Source organism: Caulobacter sp. AP07 (genome assembly GCF_000281955.1).
Lineage (GTDB): Bacteria > Pseudomonadota > Alphaproteobacteria > Caulobacterales > Caulobacteraceae > Caulobacter.
Window position 1 is genome coordinate 1 of record NZ_AKKF01000054.1, and the last position, 19,103, is coordinate 19,103.

Here is a 19,103-nt window from a genome sequence, read left to right on the forward strand (position 1 = left end):
GGCGACGGCGGCTACGCCCGCCAACATCCGCCGCATCCCCTGAATTGCCTTCATATCCCTCACGGCCCGTTTCGGCGGCGATTTGGCGTCCATCGAACCCACGCCGCGCCGACATGCACAATACGACCAGCGACAAGGGGCCTGGCAATCGACTTCCGTCTTGCAACGTGAATCGACTGTCCGCCCCACCGTCTCTGGCCGGTCGCTGGCGTGCATACGCGCTCCAATCCCTGTTGCCAAGCGCCAGAGGCGTTCCCCGAACACCGTGTTCAACACCCAGGCAGGTCAGCTGAGAATGGCTCTCAACAGGGGGCGTTTCGCGACCTAGGTAGCATTACTAACATGTAATGACAGCTACCTTGCATTAGGCACTACCTTGCGTCACAAGAGAGCCATCAACGGGAAACAGCCGCCGTGACGGAAGCCATCGAGATACAACTGAAGAAAGGCGTGCTGGCGCTCTGCGTTCTGGCCCTGCTGTCGCGGGCCGACAGCTACGCCTACGAGATCGCCAGCCAGCTGGCCAAGGACATCGATATGGGGGAAGGGACAATTTATCCGCTCATGCGCCGCATGCAGTCGGACGGCCTGGTCGAGACCTATCTGGTCGAGTCCCAGAGCGGCCCGCCGCGCAAATATTACCGCCTGACCGACGCCGGCCGCGACAGCTTCGCGGCCCAGAAGGCCGAATGGGCGGCGTTCACCGCCGCCGTCGAACACATCCTGGGAGCCGCCGCATGACGCGCGCCGAATTCCTCACCCGCCTCAAGCGCGGCCTGGCCGGCATGCCGGCCTCCGCGATCACCGACATCGTCGCCGACTATGAGGCCCACTTCGCCGACGGCCTGGCGGCCGGACGCACCGAGGCCGACGTGGCCGCCGCGCTCGGCGAACCCGAGCGCCTGGCCCGCGAACAGCGCGCCGAACAGGGCGTCAAGCGCTGGGAGGAGGCCAAGAACCCGTCCGCCGCCGCCGGGGCGATCTTCGCCATCGTCGGCCTGGGGGCGATCGACATCCTGTTCCTGCTGCCCCTGCTGATGGGCGTGCTGGGCACGCTGTTCGCCTGCTTCATGGCCGCCATCGGCATCTTCGTGGCCGGTGGCGTGGTCACCGCGGTGGGGCCGTTCGCCGGACAGCCCGGCGGCCCGGCCGTCGCCTTCCTGCTGGGCATCGGCCTGATGGCCACCGCCACCGCCCTGGCCGCCGTCACCACCCTGCTCAGCATCTGGCTGGTCAACGGCCTGGTCTGGTTCGGGCGTCTTCACTACCGGCTGCTGAAGCCGGCCATCGAAACCCAGGTCTGAGGGGGCCATCATGATCCGCAACCTGACCATCGTCGCCGTCGCCAGCTTCGTCCTGGCGCTGGGCTGCTTTGCCGGCGCCGCCGCCCTCGGCGGGCGGGACATCCTCAAGAACGGCTGGAACTTCCCCGCCGACTGGCACGTCGAGATCAACGACGACGACGACCACGTCAGCATCACGCCCGACCGCCTGGCCAGCGACGAGACGATCGAACGCCAGATCGCCTGGGCGGGGTCCGACGCGCTGCAGATCGACGTGCCCGCCGACGTCACCTTCACCCAGAGCGCCCCCGGCGCCGGCGCCTCGATCAAGGTCAACGGCCCCAAGGGCCTGGTGGACCGGGTGGTGGTCGATGGCGGCCAGATCCGCCTCAAGGGCGACGACGACGCCTCGACGATCAACCTCAACAGCCACGGCCTCCACATCGGCCGGGGCCATGACCAGCTGACCATCGAGGTCACCGCCCCGGCCGTGCGCAGCTTCACCCTGAACGGCAGCGGCGACCTGAGGGTGCGGGCCTACGACCAGCCCACCGCGACCCTGGAGCTGAACGGCAGCGGCGAGATCGAGGCCGAAGGCAAGGCGGCGAAGATCGAGCTTCGGGTTTCCGGCTCCGGCGACGCCGACCTGACCCAGCTCGACACCGGCGACGCCAAGGTCGCCGTGGCCGGCAGCGGCTCGGCGCGGATCGCCCCGCACGGCGCGGCCGAGGTCGAGGTGGCCGGCAGCGGCGAGGTCAGCGTCACCACCAAGCCGACCAGCCTGGTCACCAACGTCGCCGGATCCGGCGAAGTGCACGAAAGCTGGTGAGGCGCGCGGAACCCGGCGGGGATGACGAATCGTCGCCGGGTGATGACGCGGGCCAAGGAAACCCTTACCTGTACGCCATGACCGCTCCCATGACCGCCCCGTCCCTGCTGGCCGCCGCCGGCGTCGATCCCGAACGCGCCCGCGCCCTTCTCGGCGAGGCCCTGGCCGGCGCCGACGACGGCGAGCTGTTCGTCGAACGCTCCGAGAGCGAGGCCTTCGTGTTCGACGATGGCCGCCTGAAGAGCGCCTCCTATGATTCGGGCGAGGGTTTCGGCCTGCGCGTGGTGGCCGGCGAGACCGCCGGCTACGCCCACTCCGCCGAGATTTCCGAGGCCGCCATCGGCCGGGCCGCCGATTCGGCCAAGCTGGCCCGCCGCGGCTATGCCGGGGTCAGCGCCGAGGCGCCGCGCGCCACCAACGAAAAGCTCTATGGCGAGGACGACCCGGTCTCGTCCCCCGCCTTCTCCGACAAGGTCGCCCTGCTGCAGGAGATCGACGCCTTCGCCCGGGCCCGCGACCCGCGCGTCGTCCAGGTGATGGCCTCGATGGCCGGCGAGCGCCGGGTGGTCGAGATCCTGCGGGCCGACGGCCGTCTGCTGCGCGACGTGCGGCCGCTGGTCCGCGTCAACGTCCAGGTCACGGTCGAGAAGGACGGCAAGCGCGAGGCCGGCTCGTCCGGAGCCGGCGGCCGCGCCGGCTTCGCCGCCTGGATCAGCCCCGACAAGTGGCAGGACCAGGTCGACGAGGCCCTGCGCATGGCGCTGGTCAATCTCGACGCCGTGGCCTGCCCGGCCGGCGAGATGGACGTGGTGCTCGGCCCCGGCTGGAACGGCGTGCTGCTGCACGAAGCCGTCGGTCACGGCCTGGAGGGCGACTTCAACCGCAAGGGCATCAGCGCCTTTTCCGGCCGCATCGGCGAACGCGTGGCGGCCAAGGGCGTGACGGTGTTCGACGACGGTTCGCTGGCCGGCCGCCGCGGTTCGCTGACCATCGACGATGAGGGCACCCCGACCGAGCGCACGATCCTGATCGAGGACGGGATCCTGGTGGGCTACATGCACGACCGGATGAGCGCCCGGCTGATGGGCATGGCCGCCACCGGCAACGGCCGCCGCCAGTCCTACGCCCACATGCCCATGCCGCGCATGACCAACACCGGCATGCTGGCGGGGAACGACGACCCGGCCGAGATGATCGCCTCGATGAAGCGCGGTCTCTACTGCGCCAATTTCGGCGGCGGCCAGGTCGACATCACCAACGGCAAGTTCGTCTTCCAGTGCACCGAGGCCTATCTGGTCGAGGACGGCAAGATCACCGCCCCGGTCAAGGGCGCCACCCTGATCGGCGACGGGCCCAACGCCCTGACCCGGGTGACGATGATCGGCAACGACTTCGACTTCGACCCCGGCATCGGCGTCTGCGGCAAGTCGGGCCAGGGCGTGCCGGTGGGCGTCGGCCAGCCGTCGCTGAAGATCACCGGCCTGACGGTGGGCGGCACGGCGGTCTAGGGCTGCAGCCTACCCTTCTCATCCATCCCCTTTCAGCCGTCATCCCGGGCACAAGGCCCGGGATGACGGTGGGGCGAGAGCGTGGGAGGTGAAAGCCAGATCAAGGGCGTTTCCCGTAACGCCCTGAAAACCTTGCCGAAACCACAGACCGTTCAGGTGATCGGCGAAAACATTTCACAAATGTAATCTACCTTGCGGTTTTGTAACTGGTTCTGGTGCATCCGGAACCTCAGGTTCCCCGCCAACAAAGCGGGGGCTTTGGGGGACCGCGGTATGAGTCTGACTTCGCTTATCTTCGCCCTGGGCCTGGCGTCGCCCGAGGCCCAGGCCACCGCTCCGGCGATCACACCCGAAACGCCCGTTCCTACGGCGATGGCGACCGAGGCCCAGCGCGGGATCACCAGCTATCCGCCCGACTTCTTCGCCGAGCAGCGCCCCAGCACCGCCTTCGACATGATCACCCGCCTGCCCGGCTTCCGGCTGGACCGCGGCGACAGCGCCCGAGGCTTCGCCGGCACGGCCGGCAACGTGCTGGTCAACGGCGAGCGCCCCACCACCAAGAGCGAGAACCTCGAGGACATCCTCAAGCGCATCTCGGCCTCGGCCGTCGAGCGCGTGGAGCTGATCCGCGGCGGCGCCCCCGGGATCGACATGCAGGGCCAGACGATCCTGGCCAATGTGGTGATCAAGTCGACGGTGCAGGTCGAGACGGTCGCCAACATCCAGACCTACCTCTATCCCGACGGCCTGTTCGGCCCGCTGCTGGAGCTCCAGGCCTCGCGCCGTAACGGGATCAACGAGATCGAGGGCTCGCTGAAGGCCTCGGTCGACCGCACCGACCAGACCTTCGACGGCGGGTCGCGGGTGACCAGCTTCCCCGACGGCCGTCCGACGGTCCGGGAAGCCGTCAAGGGCTACGACCAGATCCAGATCTACGAGGCGCGCGGCGCGATCCAGCGCGCGGCGCCGGGCGGCAGGATCCGGGTCAACGGCAAGATCGCGTACTTCTCGTTCGATCGCGACGTCGTCTACACCCGGTACCAGCCGAGCCCGGGCCGCCAGGACAGCGGCGAGACCCGCCAGGAGTGGACCGGCGAGTTCGGCGCCCGCTACGACGCCAGACTGGGTCCGCGCACCGACCTGCAGCTGGTGTTCCTGCAGAACCTGGGCGACGATACCTATGGCTCGACCCTCGCCCTGCCCGGGCGCGCCGAGGTCTATCGCGAGCGCGACAAGACCGGCGAAAGCATCCTGCGCGGCGAGCTCAAGCACCGCCGCTCGCAGGCCCTGTCGCTGGAGGGCAGCCTCGAGGGCGCCTACAACGTTCTGGACGGCGACATCCGCTACGGCGTCAACGGCGCCCCGGTCGACATCGGCCCGCCGCACGTGAAGGTCGAGGAATTGCGGGGCGAGGCGGCCGGCAAGGCCGTCTGGCGGGCCAGCCCGAAACTGACGGTCGAGGCCGGCGCACGGATGGAGGTCTCGCGCATCACCCAGAGCGGTGGCATCGACGTCGAGCGCAGCTTCTTCTACCCCAAGCCCCGGGTGCTGGCGACCTGGAGCCCCAACAGCGTCGACCAGCTGCGCGTGCGGGTCGAGCGCGAGGTCGGGCAGCTGGACTTCGGCGACTTCATCGCCTCGGCCGACCTGACGGCCGGCAGCCAGGACGGCGCCGACGCCAATCTGCAGCCCCAGCGCTCGTGGGTCGGCGAGGTCGCCTGGGAGCGGCGGTTCTGGGGTGCGGGCTCGATCTCGACCACCCTGACCCATGCCGAGATTTCCGACGCCGTCGACTACAGGCCCCTGAAAGGCGGCGGCGACGCGCCCAGCAACATCGGCTCGGGTCGGTCCGACCAGTTCGTGATCGCCCTGACCCTGCCGACCCAGAAGCTGGGGATCTCCGGCGGCCAGGTGAAGGCCCGCTTCAGCTGGTTCGACAGCGAGGTCACCGACCCGGTCACCTTCGACAAGCGCCGCATCACCAACGCCACGCCGTTCGTCTGCAACCTGAGCTTCACGCGCGACATGCCCGGCGGCAGGTGGAGCTGGGGGGCCTCGACCAACTGTCCCAACGAGTACAGCCGCTTCCGCCTGGGCGAGGTCCGCACCCAGCGCTTCGACCAGTATTTCGAGGGCTTCGTCGAGTGGAAGCCCAGCGCCGACCTGACGGTGCGCACCACGCTGTCCAACTGGACCTCGCGCAACGTCACGCGCGAGCGGGTGATCTACAAGGGCTCGCGCGCCGACAACATCGTCGACCGCGTCGAGTACCGTTCGCTGCCGTTCGAGCCCTACCTGTTCATCCAGGTGCGCCAGCGGCTGGGGTAGACGGCCGCTCCTCCCCTGTGAAACGGGCAGGGCTATTGCATATGATCCAAAACGGTTGTCATCCCGGACGAGCGCGCAGCGCGAAGATCCGGGACCGACGCGTGAACGCAGCGCTTCGGGCGGTCCCGGATCTGCGCCCGGCTTCGCCGGGCTTGTCCGGGATGACAGCTTTAATTCGCGGCCAATCCATATGCGGATTGCCCCAATGAAACGGAGGAGGAGGCGAGCTCCGGCCCCCTACTTGTTGACGACCTTGATGATCCGCTTCGAGGACGGCCGGCCGGACAGGCCCTTGTCGGGCGCGTAGGTCACCGTCAGGTCGCCGCCCTTCAGGCTGGCGCCCGGCTTGTGGCCCTCGGCCAGCAGCACCCGGGCCACGCGGTTGAGCAGGTTGCGGTCGCCGTTGCGGGCCATCTTCTCGAAGGCTTCGGCGGTGACCGTGGCGGTGTCGGCCACCAGCACCGAGGTGGCGGGGGTGGCGTCGTCGACGGTCTCGAACGCGACCCGATGCTGGGCCGCCCGGCTGGCGCGGGCGCTGGCCTGGACCAGGCGCTGGAACAGGGCGTTGACCGAGATGAAGCTCGGCGGCTGGATCGAGGACGCCTTGCCGATCAGGGCGGCGGCGTCGCCGGCTGGCCGTTCGCTGGTGAACAGCGTCATGCCGCCCAGCTTGGTGGCCCGCAGCACCGGCTCGCCCATCTCGTTCTTGTAGATCGTGTCGCCGCGCGGGGCCGGCTGCGGCGACAGCACCCAGACCTCGGAGCTGTTCTCGAACTTCATCAGCGGCTGGGGCGAGGCCCGGTCGAGGACGAAGGCGCTGCCGGTTTCCGACACGTAGCGGGCGACGGGCGGCGCGGGCGCCTTGCGGGATTCCGACCCGCCCCGGGCGCCGAAAAGGTCACGAAGGCTCGATTGCTGCGCGTTCGCGTCGCCGGCGCTGGCCCCCAGGGCGAACGCCAGCAGGATCGCGCAGCCCCCTGGCCCGGTCGTCGCCGCCGATAGACTTTTCATGCCTACGGTCATGATCGCCGACTGGGGCGAATCTTGGACGCCAAAGACCTTGTTCCCGCCACGCCTCACCCAGGACGCTCCAGTGTCGCTTGTCGGCAACACTCCCGTCAGTCCGCTAGTCGAACCGGCGGGAGCGTCGCCGTCAAGTGGATAGCGACGCTTGGGAGGTCGGCTGGACCTGAGTCCAATTGACGCGCCACCCAACCGTTGTCATCCCGGATCGGCGGCCCCTAGGCCGCCATGTACTGGCCGCCGTTCAGGGTGAGCGTCGCGCCGGTCACGAAGCCCGCCCGCTCGCCCGCCAGGAAGGCGACCATGTCGGCGATCTCCTCGCCCTTGCCCAGGCGGCCGACCGGGATGCCGGCGATGATCTGGGCCAGGACGTTCTCGGGCACGGCGGCGACCATCTCGGTGTCGATATAGCCGGGGCAGATGACGTTGACGGTCACGCCCTTCTTGGCGTTCTCCAGGGCCAGGGCCTTGGTGAAGCCGATCAGCCCGGCCTTGGCGGCCGAGTAGTTGGTCTGGCCCATCTGGCCCTTCTGGCCGTTGATCGAGCTGATGTTGATGATCCGGCCCCAGCCCTTTTCGCGCATGCCCTCGATCACCGGCCGGGTCATGTTGAAGGCGCTGTCCATGTTGACGCGGATGACTTCCGACCACTGCTCGTAGGTCATCTTGTGCAGCATGCCGTCGCGGGTGATGCCGGCGTTGTTGACCAGCACTTCGATGGGGCCAAGCTCGGTCTCGACCTTCTTGACGGCCGCGGCGCAGTCGTCGAACGAGCCGACATTGCCCTTCACCACCATCACGCCCAGCTCCTTGGCGCAGGCCTCGGCGGCCGTCTCGTTGCCGGAATAGCCGGCCGCCACCTTCATCCCGTCGGCCACCAGCCGTTCGCAGATCGCTCGACCGATGCCCCGGGTGCCGCCGGTCACGAACGCAACTCTCGCCATTTTTCTCTCCCGATGAAGTTTCTTATGGTTGCATGCGTCCGCCGACGGAGGACAAGCCCCCGTCGGTGACCGTCACGAAGATTTAGCCAACAAGCGTTCTCGCCTCAGATCGCCTCGACGCACATGGCCACGCCCATGCCGCCGCCGATGCACAACGTCGCCAGGCCCTTCTTGGCTCCGGACCGCTTCATCTCGTGGACCAGAGTGGTGAGGATGCGCGCGCCCGAAGCGCCGATCGGGTGGCCGATGGCGATGGCCCCGCCGTTGACATTGACCTTGGCCGGGTCGAGGCCCAGCTCGCCGACCACGCACAGCGACTGGGCGGCGAAGGCCTCGTTGCTCTCGACCAGGTCGAGGTCGGAGACCTTCCAGCCGGCCTTCTCCAGGGCCTTCTTGCTGGCCGGAATCGGGCCGGTGCCCATGATCTCGGGCGCGACGCCGGCATTGGCCCACGAGGCGATGCGGGCCAGCGGGGTCAGGCCGCGCTTCTTGGCCTCGTCGGCGCTCATCAGCACCAGGGCGGCGGCGCCGTCATTGAGGCCCGAGGCGTTGGCGGCGGTGACCGTGCCTTCCTTGGTGAAGGCCGGCTTCAGGCCCGAAATGCCTTCGTAGGTGACGCCGTGGCGGATGAACTCGTCGTCCTTGACCACCGTGTCGCCCTTGCGGCCCTTGATGGTCACCGGGGCGATCTCGCCTTCGAACCGGCCGGCCTTCTGGGCGGCCTCGGCCTTGTTCTGGCTGGCGACGGCGAAGCGGTCCTGGGCCTCGCGGGTGATCTGCCAGCGGGCGGCGATGTTCTCGGCGGTCTGGCCCATGTGGTAGCCGTGGAAGGCGTCCCACAGGCCGTCCTTGATCATGGTGTCGACGAACGACAGGTCGCCCATCTTCTGGCCGTTGCGCAGGGCCTGGGCGTGGGGCGCCTGGCTCATGCTCTCCTGACCGCCCACCACCACGATGCTGGCGTCGCCGGCGGCGATCTGCTGGGCGCCCAGGGCGACGGCGCGCAGGCCCGAGCCGCACAGCTGGTTCAGGCTCCAGGCCGGGCTCTCGACCGGGATGCCGGCGTTGACCGAGGCCTGGCGGGCCGGGCCCTGGCCGGCGGCGGCCTGCAGCACCTGGCCCAGGATCACCTCGTCGACGTCGGCGGCGCTGATGCCCGCCCGCTCGACGGCGGCCTGGATGGCGATCTTGCCCAGCTCGTGAGCCGGCAGGCTGGACAGGGCGCCGAGGAACGAACCGACCGGCGTGCGGGCGGCGGAGACGATGACGATGTCGCTCATGGCGAAGAAGCTCCCGTGACGTAGTTCCGGGCGCTTCTCGCAGGTGCGGCGCCCATGTTTTTGCGATGCGGCGCCACCTTGCACAAACCTGCAGGGTTCGTCACCGTCACCTTTTCACGGGATGTTGCGCGTTCCAAGCTTCGGCGGCACTGGCGCCCTGCCTTTGCATCCGCGATAGTGCGATGCGAAAAGGCGGAGACAACGCTGTCCTAGGGAACGAAATGTCCGAGAACAACGAAAACGGCGAAACGCCATCGGCGCGTGCGCCCGGTGAAAAGGGCGCCGGCCAGAAGGTCGTCATCAAGAAATACGCCAACCGTCGCCTCTACAACACAGCGTCCAGTTCCTATGTCACCCTGGAACACCTGTCGGACATGGTGAAGGAAGGCGTGGACTTCGTGGTCTACGACGCCAAGACCAATGACGACATCACCCGTTCGGTGCTGACCCAGATCATCTTCGAAGAGGAAAATCGCGGCGGCGGCCAGAACCTGCTGCCGATTCAGTTCCTCCGCCAACTGATCGGTTTCTACGGCAATTCCATGCAGGCCTTCCTGCCCAGCTACCTGGAAATGTCGCTGGAAAGCTTCACCAAGCAGCAGGAACGGATGCGCACTCAGTTCGCCGGCCTGACGCCGGGCCTGGGCGGCGCGACCAAGGGCCTGACGGGGATGGGGGTCTACGAGGACCAGATTCGCCAGAACATGGCGCTGTTCGACCGGGCCATGAAGATGTTCTCGCCGTTCGCCTATGCCCGGCCCGAGGACGCGCCGACCGCGGCCCCCGCCGAACCCGCCCCGCCCGCCCCGGCGCCCAGCGAGGACTCCCTGGCCGACCTCAAGCGCCAGCTGGAAGCCATGCAGGCGCAGATCGAGAAGCTGGCGACGAAGCCGTAGTCGCTTGAAGCCGCGCCTACGATTGGGGACACGCGCATGCGCGTGTCCCCAGCTGGGTTGCGCGCTAACGCCCCTTAACCACGCCAACCCATCCGTTCTTAACGATCGGGGCGCTTATTCTTCACCATGAACGGCCCGATCGATCCCATCCGGCGCGCCGGCGCCGCGCGCCGGGCGCTGCCCGCGCCTCGCGAAACCGACCGCCCAGAAGCTGACGGGGCGGCGGACGGCGAGGACGTGACCTTCGTGCGCGACGAGCAGCCGGCCCCGCCGCCGCCCCGCAGAAGCGCCTTCGCGACCTTCGCCGCCCACATCATGGGCCAGAGCGGCCAGAAGCGCGGCCTGCGCGGTGGGCAGGAAGTGCTCGACGCGGCGCGTTCGACCTATCTCGGCACGGAATATTCCGGCCAGGCCGACCGCCGCCCCAAGGCGGGCCTGATCAAGAAGACCGAGATCTAGGCCTTCAGGCGGGTCAGCTCGGCCTCCAGGACCGCGACCCGCGCCTCCAGATCCGCCACCCTCCGGTCCAGCGACACGCTCTCTTCCGGCGGCGGAACCGGCGCGGCCGCGTGCGCCCCGACCCCCGCCCGGCGAGCGGCCTCGGCCAGGGAAACCCCCAGAAGTTCGGCGAAAGCGGCCACTTGCGCCGCCGTCAGCTCGCGCTGGTCCTTGAAGGCCAGGGCCAGTTCGTCGGCGGTCATCCCCGCCACGGCGGCCAGCACGGCCCGCGTCAGGCCACGCTCGGCCAGCCGCGCGTCGTACCAAGCCTGATCGAAGAACAGCGCCATGGGCGAACGCTAACCCGGCCGGCCCGGTTGGCGCCAGTCTTGCTTGATCGGAGGTAAGTTCCGCCGACGAGACCCACCATGCTGCTCAGCGCCGTCACCCGCTTCTTCGACATCGCCGTCGTGACGCTGATCTTCACGGCGCTGACGTGAAGCGCGATTGGGGACGGGCGCATGCGCCCGTCCCCGTCGGCGGCCCCTAAGCGCACTCCAGCAGCATCATCGTCCCCTGCCCGCCGTCGGCGCAGATGCTGACGATCGCCTTCTCGCCCTTGCCCCGCGTGGCCAGTTCCTTGACCGCCTGGCTGAGGATCCGCGCGCCGGTCGCGCCGAACGGGTGGCCAACCGCCAGGCTGCCGCCGGTGGGGTTCATCCGGTCGCGCGGGAACGGGCCCAGGTCGACCTCCACCCCGGCCTTGGTCCTGCGGAACCGCTCGTCCTCCCAGGCGGCGATGTGCGACAGCACCTGGGCGGCGAAGGCCTCGTGGATCTCCCACAGGCCGACGTCCGCGTAGTTCAGGCCGTTGCGGGCCAGCAGGCGCGGCACGCCGTAGGCCGGGGCCATCAGCAGGCCCTCGTTTCGCAGGTCGATCGAGGTGACCTCGTAGTCGACCACCTTCACCCGGGGCGTCTTGGCCGGCAGGCGCGCCAGGCCGGCCTTGGAGGCCACCCAGATCGCCGCCGCCCCGTCGGTCAGGGGCGAGGAATTGCCGGCCGTCAGGGTGCCCTGGCCGCTGGTCTTGTCGAAGGCCGGACCCAGCTTGGCCAGCTTCTCCAGCGTCGAGTCCTTGCGGGGAATGGTGTCGCGCTTCACCTCGCCGATCGGGATGACCAGGTCGTCGAAGAACCCGGCCTCCCAGGCGGCCACCGCGTGCTGGTGGCTCTCGAAGGCGATCTGGTCCTGGTCGGCGCGGGCCAGCTTCCATTCCTTGGCGGTGATTTCGGTGTGCTCGCCCATCGACAGGCCGGTGGTGCGGTTGGCGACCTTGGGGATCCACAGTTTCAGGTCGCGGGGCTTGAGCTTGGCCAGGTGCGCCAGCTTCTGGCCGGCGGTCCTGGCGGCCTGGAAGCCCTTCAGCCAGTCGGAGAAGGCGATGCTCATCCCGACCTGGACCTTGCTCATGCTCTCGACCCCGCCGACCAGGGCCAGGTCGCGGCCGCGACCGTCGATCATGCCGTGGGCCTCGATGACGCCGATCATGCTGGTCGAGCAGGCCATGATCGTCGAAAAGGCCGGGATGGTCGGGTCGGCCCCGGCGTCCAGCAGCACCTCGCGGGCGATGTTGCTCCAGGTCAGGTTGGGGATCACCGTGCCCCAGATCGCGAAGTCCGGACGCGCCCCTCCTTCTTTCTGGGAGAGTTGGGCGAGCATGGCCTGGACCACCGGCACGGACAGGGCGATGGCGTCATGGTCCTTCAGCGGCCCGTCGACCTTGGCGAAGGGGGTGCGAAGGCCGGCCGCCAGCCAGATGTCGGGTTTGGACGCCATGATCGTGATCCTCGCGGAAAGCTAGAATGTCAGCATGACAAGGCTTGGCCACAAGGGTCTTGTCGAATTTCGCGGCGGCGATCCGAGCCGCCCGCCTTGAAGTCAAGCTTCACCTCCACGAGATGTCGCACGCACCGAGCATGAGCAGGAGGACGAATGGCGGACGAGCAGAGGGAGGAGTCATGCGCTCCCGTCGCGGCGCCCGCATCGATGGCGCGTGATGTAAGGGGATACCTTTGGGCGCGGGACAAGGTTGGGGAGTCCGGCGGCGAAGTCTATCGCCTGCACGGCCATCCCAGGGCGCGAGCCCTGTTCCTGAAGCGGGGCGAAGGCGCCGTCGCCGACGAGATCACCGACGAGATGGCCCGCCTGGTTTGGCTGAAGTCCTATCTTCCCGCGCCGGAGGTCGTGCATTTCACCCGCGCCCAAGGTGAAGCCTGGCTGCTCATGACCGCCGTCCCGGGACGCACGGCCTATCAGATGCTGCGGGATGGCGCCGGCGAAGCGGTGATAGACGCCCTCGCCAGCTTCATGCGGCGCCTGCACGGCATTCCCGTGGAAACGTGTCCCTTCAACAGCGATCACGGCCTGCGGCTCTCGCTGGCGCGGGCGCGCATCGACGCCAATCTGGTCGACTCCGACGACTTCGATGACGAGCGGGAGGGCTGGACCGCCGAGGATGTCTGGGCGGAAATCCAGCGCCTTCCGCCCCAGGCGTACGACCGGGTGGTCACCCATGGCGACTTCTCGCTCGACAACCTGATCATCAACGACGGCGAAGTGGCGGGCTGCATCGACGTTGGTCGGTTGGGCGTCGCCGACCGCTACCAGGACATCGCGATCCTCTGGAACAATCTGGACGAATTCGGCGGGCGGCTGCAAACGCGGCTTCTGGAAAAGTACGGCCTCGAAGACATCGACGAACCGAAGCTGCGCTTTCACCTGCTCATGGACGAACTCTTCTGAGGGCGGAAATGACGGCTCCATCCAGCGTCAGGTCGGAGCGTGGTCGCCGCCCCTAGTGCGCGTCGCCAAAATCCACGTCGCGGCGGGCCGAGACGATGGTGACGATGAAGCCGGCCAGCACGTCCAGCAGCACCATCACCGTCAGCAGGAAGAACACCGAGGTGCCAAACGCCGGGGCCAGCAGGAACTCGACCAGGCAGACGATGAACAGGATCATCGACAGCGAGTGGTTGATGATCGCGATCTTGCGGCTGGTCGTCGATTTCAGCAGTTCGACGAACAGCACCACCAGGGACGCGGCCAGCAGCAGGTCGCCCAGGCTGACCACCCAGTCGGCCTTGGAGGTCATGTGGATGGTGAACAGCTGCTCGGCCAGCCGGTACTGGGCGGCGTTCGAGGCGAAGCCGCCCGCGAAGGTCAGGACGATCAGGTTGTAGACCAGCACCGGCAGGGCCAGCAGCGGAAACGCGGCGAACATGATTGGCTCTCCCCCAGGATGGCGCGATTTCAGGGTTAACCGGTTTCGCCGGTTCGGAGAAGCCGCGACCGCCCGGAAGGCGAGCGGAAAGGGCTCTAGGCCTCGTCCACGCCCTGCGGGTTGCGCAGCCGGGTCTGCAGCCACATCACGCCCAGCAGGTCCGACACCGAGGCCTTGAGCCGGCCGAAGTTGGTGTATTTCGACACCCCGCTCTCGCGGTGGCGATGGTTCACCGGCTGGAAGTCGACCCGATAGCCTTCGCGCAGCATCAGGGCCGGGATGTAGCGGTGGATGTGATCGAAATAGGGCAGGCGCAGGAAGGCCTCGCGGCGGAAAGCCTTCAGCCCGCAGCCGGTGTCGTTGGCGGTGTCCTTCAGCAGCCGCTTGCGCACGCCGTTGCCGAACCGGGAGGCGAAGCGCTTGGCCGAACTGTCCTGGCGCTTGACGCGCTCGCCGCCGACCAGGGCCAGGTCCTCGGGCGCGGCCTTCAGGGCCCGGGCCAGGCGCGGGGCGTCGGCGGGATCGTTCTGGCCGTCGCCGTCCAGGGTGACGACGATCGGGGCGCGGGCCGCCAGCACGCCGCTGCGCACGGCCCGGCTCTGGCCGGAGTTCTTGCGATGCGACAGCACCCGCAGCTGCGGGATCTCGGCCTTCAGCGCCACCAGCAGGGCCTTGGTGTCGTCGCGGCTGGCGTCGTCGATGAAGATGATCTCGTGGTTCTCGCCGGCGAAGGCGGTCGCGATCTCGCGGGCCAGGGCCGGCGCCGCGCCGCCCTCGTCGAAGACGGGAACGACGATGGAATAATCGGGGGCGGCGGCGGCTTGGGAGGTCATCGCCTCCTAATACCGCAAAAGTCGCCACAAGAAAGGATCGTGGTATTCCATCGTCATGACGCTCGAATCTCGCCTGGATGACTGGAGCCGCGGCTGGCGCGGCCCCCTGTTCGCCGCCCTGGTGGCGCTGATCGCCGGCCTGCCCGGCGTCTTCGCCATGCCGCCGCTGGACCGCGACGAATCGCGCTTCGCCCAGGCCACCGCCCAGATGCTGGAAACCGACGACCTGGTGGTCATCAAGTTCCAGGACCAGCCGCGCTTCAAGAAGCCGGTCGGCATCCACTGGCTGCAGGCCGCCAGCGTCACCGCCTTCTCCGCGCCCGAGGACCGGGGCATCTGGGCCTATCGCATTCCCTCGCTGCTGGGCGCCATGCTGGCGGCGGCGGCCTGCGCCTGGGGCGCGGCGGCGCTGCTGGGCCCCAAGACCGGCCTGCTGTCGGGGGCGATCCTGGGCGCGACCATCCTGCTGTCGACCGAGGCCTTCATCGCCAAGACCGACGCGGCCCTGTGCGGCTTCACCACCCTGGCCATGGCCGCCGTGGCGCGGATCTACGCCGCCCATCTCGCCGGCGCGAAGATTCATCGTTGGACGAAGGTGGCCTTCTGGATCGGCCTGGCCATGAGCGTGCTGATCAAGGGGCCGGTCGGGCTGATGGTCGTGGTGCTGAGCATCGCGGCCCTGTGGATCTGGGACCGCAAGGCGCCCTGGCTCAAGGACCTGGGTTGGGGCTGGGGCCTGATCCTGCTGGCGGGCATCGTCCTGCCCTGGGCGACGATGATCACCGTGGCCACCGACGGGGCCTTCTGGTCCACCGCCGTGACCGGCGACCTGGCCCCCAAGCTGGCCAGCGGCCAGGAAAGCCACGGCGCGCCGTTCGGCGCCTACGCCCTCTTCGCCTTCCTGCTGGTGTTCCCCGCCACCCTGCTGCTGCCGTCCGGCCTGGTGCTGGGCTGGACCAGCCGCAAGGAGGCCGGCGTGAGGTTCGCCCTGTGCTGGCTGATCCCGACCTGGCTGGTGTTCGAACTGCTGCCGACCAAGCTGGTCCACTACACCCTGCCCGCCGTCCCGGCCCTGGCCATGCTGATGGCCGCCACGCTGCGGGCCCCGCTGGGCCGGATTTCACGCAGCGTCGGCGCCGTCCTGAGCGCCCTGGCCGGCCTGCTGTTCGCGGCCGTGGCGATCTATCTCCACGTCGAGTACGGCGATCCGTCGGACATCGCCTGGACGGCGGTCACCGCCCTGCTGTTCCTGGCCGCCGGGATGATCGGCGCGGTGCTGCTGATGCGCAAGACCGCCGCCATCGCCCTGGTCACGGCCGGAGCGGTCTGCATCCTGGCCCACGCCGCCCTGGTCGGCGTACTCGTGCCGCGACTGGAGCCGCTGCTGCTGTCGCCGCGCCTGGCCCAGGCCCTGGAACGCACCGACCTGGCGCCCCGGGCCGGCGCGGCCGGGCCCGTGGCCGTCACCGGCTATTCCGAGCCCAGCATGATCTTCCTGCTGGGCACCACCACCCAGCTGACCGACCCGGCCGGCGCGGCCAAGGCCGTGGCGGAGGGACGCCCGGCCGTGGTCGAGGGCCGCCAGGAGCCCGCCTTCCGCGCCGCCCTCGCGGCCCTGGGCCAGGCCGCCCGGCCGGCCGGCGCGGTCGAGGGCTTTGACTATTCCGACGGCGACAAGGAGCGCCTGACGCTCTATCGCGGCGCGCCCGCCAAGCCGGACGCCGACGACGACGCGGAAACCGGAGACACCCCAGCGGAGGACCGCCCATGAGCCGCTTCATCCAGATCGTCGAGGTCGGCCCGCGCGACGGGCTGCAGAACGAGAAGCTGTCGCTGCCGGTCGAGGACAGGCTGGCCCTGATCCGCCGGCTCGAGGCGGCCGGCGCCAGGCGCATCGAGGTCGTGTCCTTCGTCAACCCCAACCGCGTGCCGCAGATGGCGGGAGCCGAGGAGATCATGGCCGCGCTGGGGCCCGACCCGGACCGTTCGCGGATCGGCCTGGTGCTGAACCTGCGCGGCTGGGAGCGCTGCGTGGCGGCCGCCTGCGACGAGGCCAATGTGGTGGTCTGCGCCACCGACGGCTTTGGCCTCGCCAACCAGGGCGCGACCGCGGCCCAGCAGGTCGACACCCTGGCCGCCATCGTCGAGCGCCAGGCGGTCGAGGGCGGCCCGCCGATCACCATGACCCTGTCGGTGGCCTTCGGCTGTCCGTTCGACGGCGAGGTCTCGGAAGACCAGGTCGTGGCCATCGTCCGCGAGGCCGCGGCCCTGGGCGTGCCCGAGATCGCCATCGCCGACACCATCGGCGTCGCCGATCCGTGGACCGTCCGCAAACGGATCGAGGCGGTGCGCGCCGCCGCGCCGGACGCCCGCCTGCGCATGCACTTCCACGACACCCGCAACACCGGCCTGGCCAACGCCTATGCCAGCGTCGAGGCCGGAATCGACGTGCTGGACGCCTCGGTCGGCGGCCTGGGCGGCTGCCCGTTCGCGCCCAACGCCACCGGCAACATCGGCACCGAGGACCTGGTCTACATGCTGGAACGGGCCGGCTTCGAGACCGGCTACGACCTGGACGCCCTGATCGGCATCGGCCGCGACATCAGCGAGAAGCTGGGCAAGGCCCCGGCGTCCTCGCTGGCGCGGGCGGGTGGGTTCCCGGCCTAGCCACCAACCCTTCGACCGCTCGCTACCAGTGGGCGCGGAAAAACTGAATGCTGTCGGCGATCTCGGCCGGTACGGCGCTGAAATGGTTTCCGGGCATCTCTCGATAATCGACAGGCAGACCGGCGGCCTTGGCGATCGAAACTAGGCGCTGGGTGTTGTCGCGGAAGAAATCCTCTTCCGTTCCATAGTAGAGCCGAGTGGGAGATTTCAGGCTCGCCGCGTAGGAAAGCGGCGACCGCATTTCGAATTCCCTGGGATTCTTCTTGTCGAACGGCGGCAGCTTGCGGTTCCAGGAATTGGCCGTGAAGGCGATCTGATCGGGCGACCCTGAAAGCGAAGCCACAGCCTTGAAGTCGGAGGCGGCCATGCCGCTGAGCAAGGCCATCGTTCCGCCGACACTATGGCCAGCCAGATAGATGTGGGCCGCATCGACATAGGGCTGGGTCTGCATGAATTTCGCGACGGCGAGGACGTCATCGACTTCGTCGTAGAACAGCGAAAAGGCTCCGGCCTGACCGTTCTCTCCTCGGAGGACAGGCGTCACGACCACGAAGCCGGCCTCGCGATAAGGCGCCGCCATCTTGAAGTCGTCCAAACCGAAGGCGAAGCCCCCGTGCAGGAAGATGACGACGGGAAGCTTGGCTTCCGCCGCTTCCGGCATGCCGACCCAGGCCTTCAGGCGCAACTCGCCAGACGGGAACTCGATCTGCGTCACACCCGCTGGCGCGTTGAGCGGGGCGCCCATTTGAGGTGCGGGACCGCTTCGGCGGAGCGTGGTCTGGAACGTCACCCGATCCTGGCGATAGTCGGTCTGGCGAATCTGCACCCCGCTCGGTTGTCCTGCGAGGGAGGAACTGGGCGCGCCCACCCCGACACCGACCAGCGTCACCAGCCCCAGCACCGCGCACCAAGCCGCGCGGAGCAGCAGGCGACAACCATCGGCCGCACCCGCATTCGATCGATGAAACAAGGCATTCCCCCAATTGCTCGCTCAGCAGCCGTAGCCGCCAAGGCGTGCAAAGCCAAGCTTGGAACCCTAGATCGGCCGGCCGGTGAGCTTCCAGATCAGCGGCCGCGACACACTCATCAGCAGGATGGCCGGGGCCAGCAGCACGGCGATCACGTAGCGCTGGACGGTGTCGGCGCGCTTGATGAAGTAGCGCGACAGGCCCACGCCTTTGTGGAACTCCACCTTCACCGGATGCTCCAGGCTGGTGTGGCCCAGGTGGATGACCTGGGCGTGCGGCTGGAACAGCACCTGGCCGCCAGCCTGGCGGGCGCGCCAGCACAGGTCGATGTCCTCGACGTGCAGGAAATAGCCTTCGTCGAAACCGTTCAGAAGGTCGAAGTCACGACGGCGCAGGGCGAAGCAGGCGCCCGAGATCGTCGGCATCGGTATCGGCCCTTCGGGCAGGGGCTCGTGCTCGCGGTGGATCTCGAAGTTCGCCAGGCCGCGGAAACGCGAGGTCAGGTGGCCAAAGCTCAGCAGGGTGGTCACCGGGGTGACCTCGCCCCGCCGGCCGCCGCGCTGCTCGCTGCCGTCGACGTTCATCACCCGCGCGCCGACCACCGTGGGCGCCGGCTGTCCCTCGAACGCCGAGGCCAGGAATTCCACGCAATCGGGTTGCAGGTTGGCGTCGGGATTGAGGAAGACGATGTACTCGCCGCGCGCCGTCCTGGCCCCCATGTTGGCGCCGCGCGCGAAGCCGACATTGCCGTGCCCCTGCTGCAGCACCACGCGCGGTTCGGTCAGGCCCAGCGACCGCAGCATCTCGGCCTCGCGCGGCGGCGAGC

The 19,103-nt window shown here is 68.7% G+C and carries 19 protein-coding genes; 10 read left to right on the plus strand and 9 right to left on the minus strand.

The window, feature by feature from the left end:
* The first annotated feature begins 414 nt into the window (after window positions 1-414).
* The 5 genes from PMI01_RS04350 (at window position 415) to PMI01_RS04370 (ending at window position 5,948) form a co-directional block, all read left to right on the plus strand.
* Entirely contained in the window at window positions 415-741 is a 327-nt protein-coding gene (locus tag PMI01_RS04350) for a PadR family transcriptional regulator (protein WP_007663566.1), read from the plus strand.
* Window positions 738-1,304 (plus strand): DUF1700 domain-containing protein, encoded by a 567-nt coding sequence (locus PMI01_RS04355; RefSeq protein WP_007663567.1) that lies wholly within the window; start codon window positions 738-740, stop codon window positions 1,302-1,304. The genes PMI01_RS04350 and PMI01_RS04355 overlap by 4 nt, the downstream gene beginning before the upstream one ends.
* Window positions 1,305-1,314: 10 nt before the next feature.
* Window positions 1,315-2,112: a GIN domain-containing protein gene (locus PMI01_RS04360; RefSeq protein WP_007663570.1), complete on the plus strand. Its 798-nt coding sequence runs from the start codon at window positions 1,315-1,317 to the stop codon at window positions 2,110-2,112.
* A gap of 77 nt (window positions 2,113-2,189) precedes the next feature.
* Entirely contained in the window at window positions 2,190-3,620 is a 1,431-nt protein-coding gene (gene tldD, locus PMI01_RS04365; RefSeq protein ID WP_007663572.1) for a metalloprotease TldD, read from the plus strand.
* 273 nt (window positions 3,621-3,893) lie between these two features.
* Window positions 3,894-5,948, plus strand: coding sequence for a TonB-dependent receptor plug domain-containing protein (locus PMI01_RS04370; protein WP_007663574.1), 2,055 nt, complete (start codon window positions 3,894-3,896; stop codon window positions 5,946-5,948).
* Between the two features lie 237 nt (window positions 5,949-6,185).
* Here PMI01_RS04370 and PMI01_RS04375 read toward each other — a convergent pair whose 3' ends face one another.
* The 3 genes from PMI01_RS04375 to PMI01_RS04385 all read right to left on the minus strand — a co-directional run bounded on the left by PMI01_RS04375 (window position 6,186) and on the right by PMI01_RS04385 (window position 9,195).
* Window positions 6,186-6,959 (minus strand): DUF4908 domain-containing protein, encoded by a 774-nt coding sequence (locus PMI01_RS04375; RefSeq protein WP_238537002.1) that lies wholly within the window; start codon window positions 6,957-6,959, stop codon window positions 6,186-6,188.
* Window positions 6,960-7,189: 230 nt separating this feature from the next.
* Window positions 7,190-7,915, minus strand: coding sequence for a beta-ketoacyl-ACP reductase (locus tag PMI01_RS04380; protein ID WP_007663579.1), 726 nt, complete (start codon window positions 7,913-7,915; stop codon window positions 7,190-7,192).
* A gap of 104 nt (window positions 7,916-8,019) precedes the next feature.
* Complete coding sequence (locus tag PMI01_RS04385) at window positions 8,020-9,195, minus strand: acetyl-CoA C-acetyltransferase (protein WP_007663582.1); 1,176 nt, start codon at window positions 9,193-9,195, stop codon at window positions 8,020-8,022.
* 221 nt (window positions 9,196-9,416) lie between these two features.
* Here PMI01_RS04385 and phaR point away from each other — a divergent pair, with 221 nt between their 5' ends.
* Both phaR and PMI01_RS04395 read left to right on the plus strand, forming a co-directional pair.
* Window positions 9,417-10,091, plus strand: coding sequence for a polyhydroxyalkanoate synthesis repressor PhaR (gene phaR / locus PMI01_RS04390; RefSeq protein ID WP_007663584.1), 675 nt, complete (start codon window positions 9,417-9,419; stop codon window positions 10,089-10,091).
* 126 nt (window positions 10,092-10,217) lie between these two features.
* Window positions 10,218-10,550, plus strand: coding sequence for a hypothetical protein (locus PMI01_RS04395; protein WP_007663586.1), 333 nt, complete (start codon window positions 10,218-10,220; stop codon window positions 10,548-10,550).
* On the opposite strand, the gene PMI01_RS04400 is transcribed toward PMI01_RS04395, so the two are convergent.
* Window positions 10,547-10,879 carry a helix-turn-helix domain-containing protein gene (locus PMI01_RS04400; protein WP_007663588.1) on the minus strand — a complete coding sequence of 111 codons (333 nt, stop codon included), beginning with the start codon at window positions 10,877-10,879 and terminating at the stop codon, window positions 10,547-10,549. The two genes, PMI01_RS04395 and PMI01_RS04400, sit on opposite strands and share 4 nt — an antisense overlap.
* 196 nt (window positions 10,880-11,075) lie before the next feature.
* Window positions 11,076-12,365 carry an acetyl-CoA C-acyltransferase gene (locus tag PMI01_RS04405; RefSeq protein ID WP_007663590.1) on the minus strand — a complete coding sequence of 430 codons (1,290 nt, stop codon included), beginning with the start codon at window positions 12,363-12,365 and terminating at the stop codon, window positions 11,076-11,078.
* 156 nt (window positions 12,366-12,521) lie between these two features.
* Here PMI01_RS04405 and PMI01_RS04410 point away from each other — a divergent pair, with 156 nt between their 5' ends.
* Window positions 12,522-13,331, plus strand: a complete 810-nt coding sequence (locus PMI01_RS04410; protein WP_007663592.1) for an APH(3')-I family aminoglycoside O-phosphotransferase — start codon at window positions 12,522-12,524, stop codon at window positions 13,329-13,331.
* Window positions 13,332-13,383: 52 nt separating this feature from the next.
* On the opposite strand, the gene PMI01_RS04415 is transcribed toward PMI01_RS04410, so the two are convergent.
* Both PMI01_RS04415 and PMI01_RS04420 read right to left on the minus strand, forming a co-directional pair.
* Window positions 13,384-13,809 (minus strand): hypothetical protein, encoded by a 426-nt coding sequence (locus PMI01_RS04415; protein WP_007663595.1) that lies wholly within the window; start codon window positions 13,807-13,809, stop codon window positions 13,384-13,386.
* 95 nt (window positions 13,810-13,904) lie between these two features.
* A complete protein-coding gene (locus PMI01_RS04420) occupies window positions 13,905-14,642 on the minus strand; it encodes a glycosyltransferase family 2 protein (RefSeq protein ID WP_007663598.1) in 738 nt (245 codons plus the stop codon).
* Between the two features lie 55 nt (window positions 14,643-14,697).
* On the opposite strand from PMI01_RS04420, the gene PMI01_RS04425 reads away from it, so the two are divergent.
* Together PMI01_RS04425 and PMI01_RS04430 are read left to right on the plus strand one after the other, a co-directional pair.
* Complete coding sequence (locus PMI01_RS04425) at window positions 14,698-16,413, plus strand: ArnT family glycosyltransferase (protein ID WP_007663601.1); 1,716 nt, start codon at window positions 14,698-14,700, stop codon at window positions 16,411-16,413.
* Window positions 16,410-17,309, plus strand: coding sequence for a hydroxymethylglutaryl-CoA lyase (locus PMI01_RS04430; protein WP_007663603.1), 900 nt, complete (start codon window positions 16,410-16,412; stop codon window positions 17,307-17,309). Before PMI01_RS04425 ends, PMI01_RS04430 begins: the two co-directional genes overlap by 4 nt.
* A gap of 22 nt (window positions 17,310-17,331) precedes the next feature.
* On the opposite strand, the gene PMI01_RS04435 is transcribed toward PMI01_RS04430, so the two are convergent.
* Window positions 17,332-18,279: an alpha/beta hydrolase family protein gene (locus PMI01_RS04435; protein ID WP_157223673.1), complete on the minus strand. Its 948-nt coding sequence runs from the start codon at window positions 18,277-18,279 to the stop codon at window positions 17,332-17,334.
* Window positions 18,280-18,345: 66 nt separating this feature from the next.
* The coding region (locus PMI01_RS04440) for a glycosyltransferase (RefSeq protein WP_007663610.1) at window positions 18,346-19,103 on the minus strand (758 nt) is incomplete at its 5' end.

Coding starts and splice junctions, on each gene's coding strand:
- PMI01_RS04410 (WP_007663592.1), top strand. CDS start 12,522: ATGGCGGACGAGCAGAGGGAGGAGTCATGCGCTCCCGTCGCGGCGCCC.
- PMI01_RS04430 (WP_007663603.1), top strand. CDS start 16,410: ATGAGCCGCTTCATCCAGATCGTCGAGGTCGGCCCGCGCGACGGGCTG.
- PMI01_RS04380 (WP_007663579.1), bottom strand. CDS start 7,915: ATGGCGAGAGTTGCGTTCGTGACCGGCGGCACCCGGGGCATCGGTCGA.
- PMI01_RS04405 (WP_007663590.1), bottom strand. CDS start 12,365: ATGGCGTCCAAACCCGACATCTGGCTGGCGGCCGGCCTTCGCACCCCC.
- tldD (WP_007663572.1), top strand. CDS start 2,190: ATGACCGCTCCCATGACCGCCCCGTCCCTGCTGGCCGCCGCCGGCGTC.
- PMI01_RS04420 (WP_007663598.1), bottom strand. CDS start 14,642: ATGACCTCCCAAGCCGCCGCCGCCCCCGATTATTCCATCGTCGTTCCC.
- PMI01_RS04375 (WP_238537002.1), bottom strand. CDS start 6,959: ATGAAAAGTCTATCGGCGGCGACGACCGGGCCAGGGGGCTGCGCGATC.
- PMI01_RS04395 (WP_007663586.1), top strand. CDS start 10,218: ATGAACGGCCCGATCGATCCCATCCGGCGCGCCGGCGCCGCGCGCCGG.
- PMI01_RS04355 (WP_007663567.1), top strand. CDS start 738: ATGACGCGCGCCGAATTCCTCACCCGCCTCAAGCGCGGCCTGGCCGGC.
- PMI01_RS04385 (WP_007663582.1), bottom strand. CDS start 9,195: ATGAGCGACATCGTCATCGTCTCCGCCGCCCGCACGCCGGTCGGTTCG.
- PMI01_RS04400 (WP_007663588.1), bottom strand. CDS start 10,879: ATGGCGCTGTTCTTCGATCAGGCTTGGTACGACGCGCGGCTGGCCGAG.
- PMI01_RS04425 (WP_007663601.1), top strand. CDS start 14,698: ATGACGCTCGAATCTCGCCTGGATGACTGGAGCCGCGGCTGGCGCGGC.
- phaR (WP_007663584.1), top strand. CDS start 9,417: ATGTCCGAGAACAACGAAAACGGCGAAACGCCATCGGCGCGTGCGCCC.
- PMI01_RS04415 (WP_007663595.1), bottom strand. CDS start 13,809: ATGTTCGCCGCGTTTCCGCTGCTGGCCCTGCCGGTGCTGGTCTACAAC.
- PMI01_RS04360 (WP_007663570.1), top strand. CDS start 1,315: ATGATCCGCAACCTGACCATCGTCGCCGTCGCCAGCTTCGTCCTGGCG.
- PMI01_RS04370 (WP_007663574.1), top strand. CDS start 3,894: ATGAGTCTGACTTCGCTTATCTTCGCCCTGGGCCTGGCGTCGCCCGAG.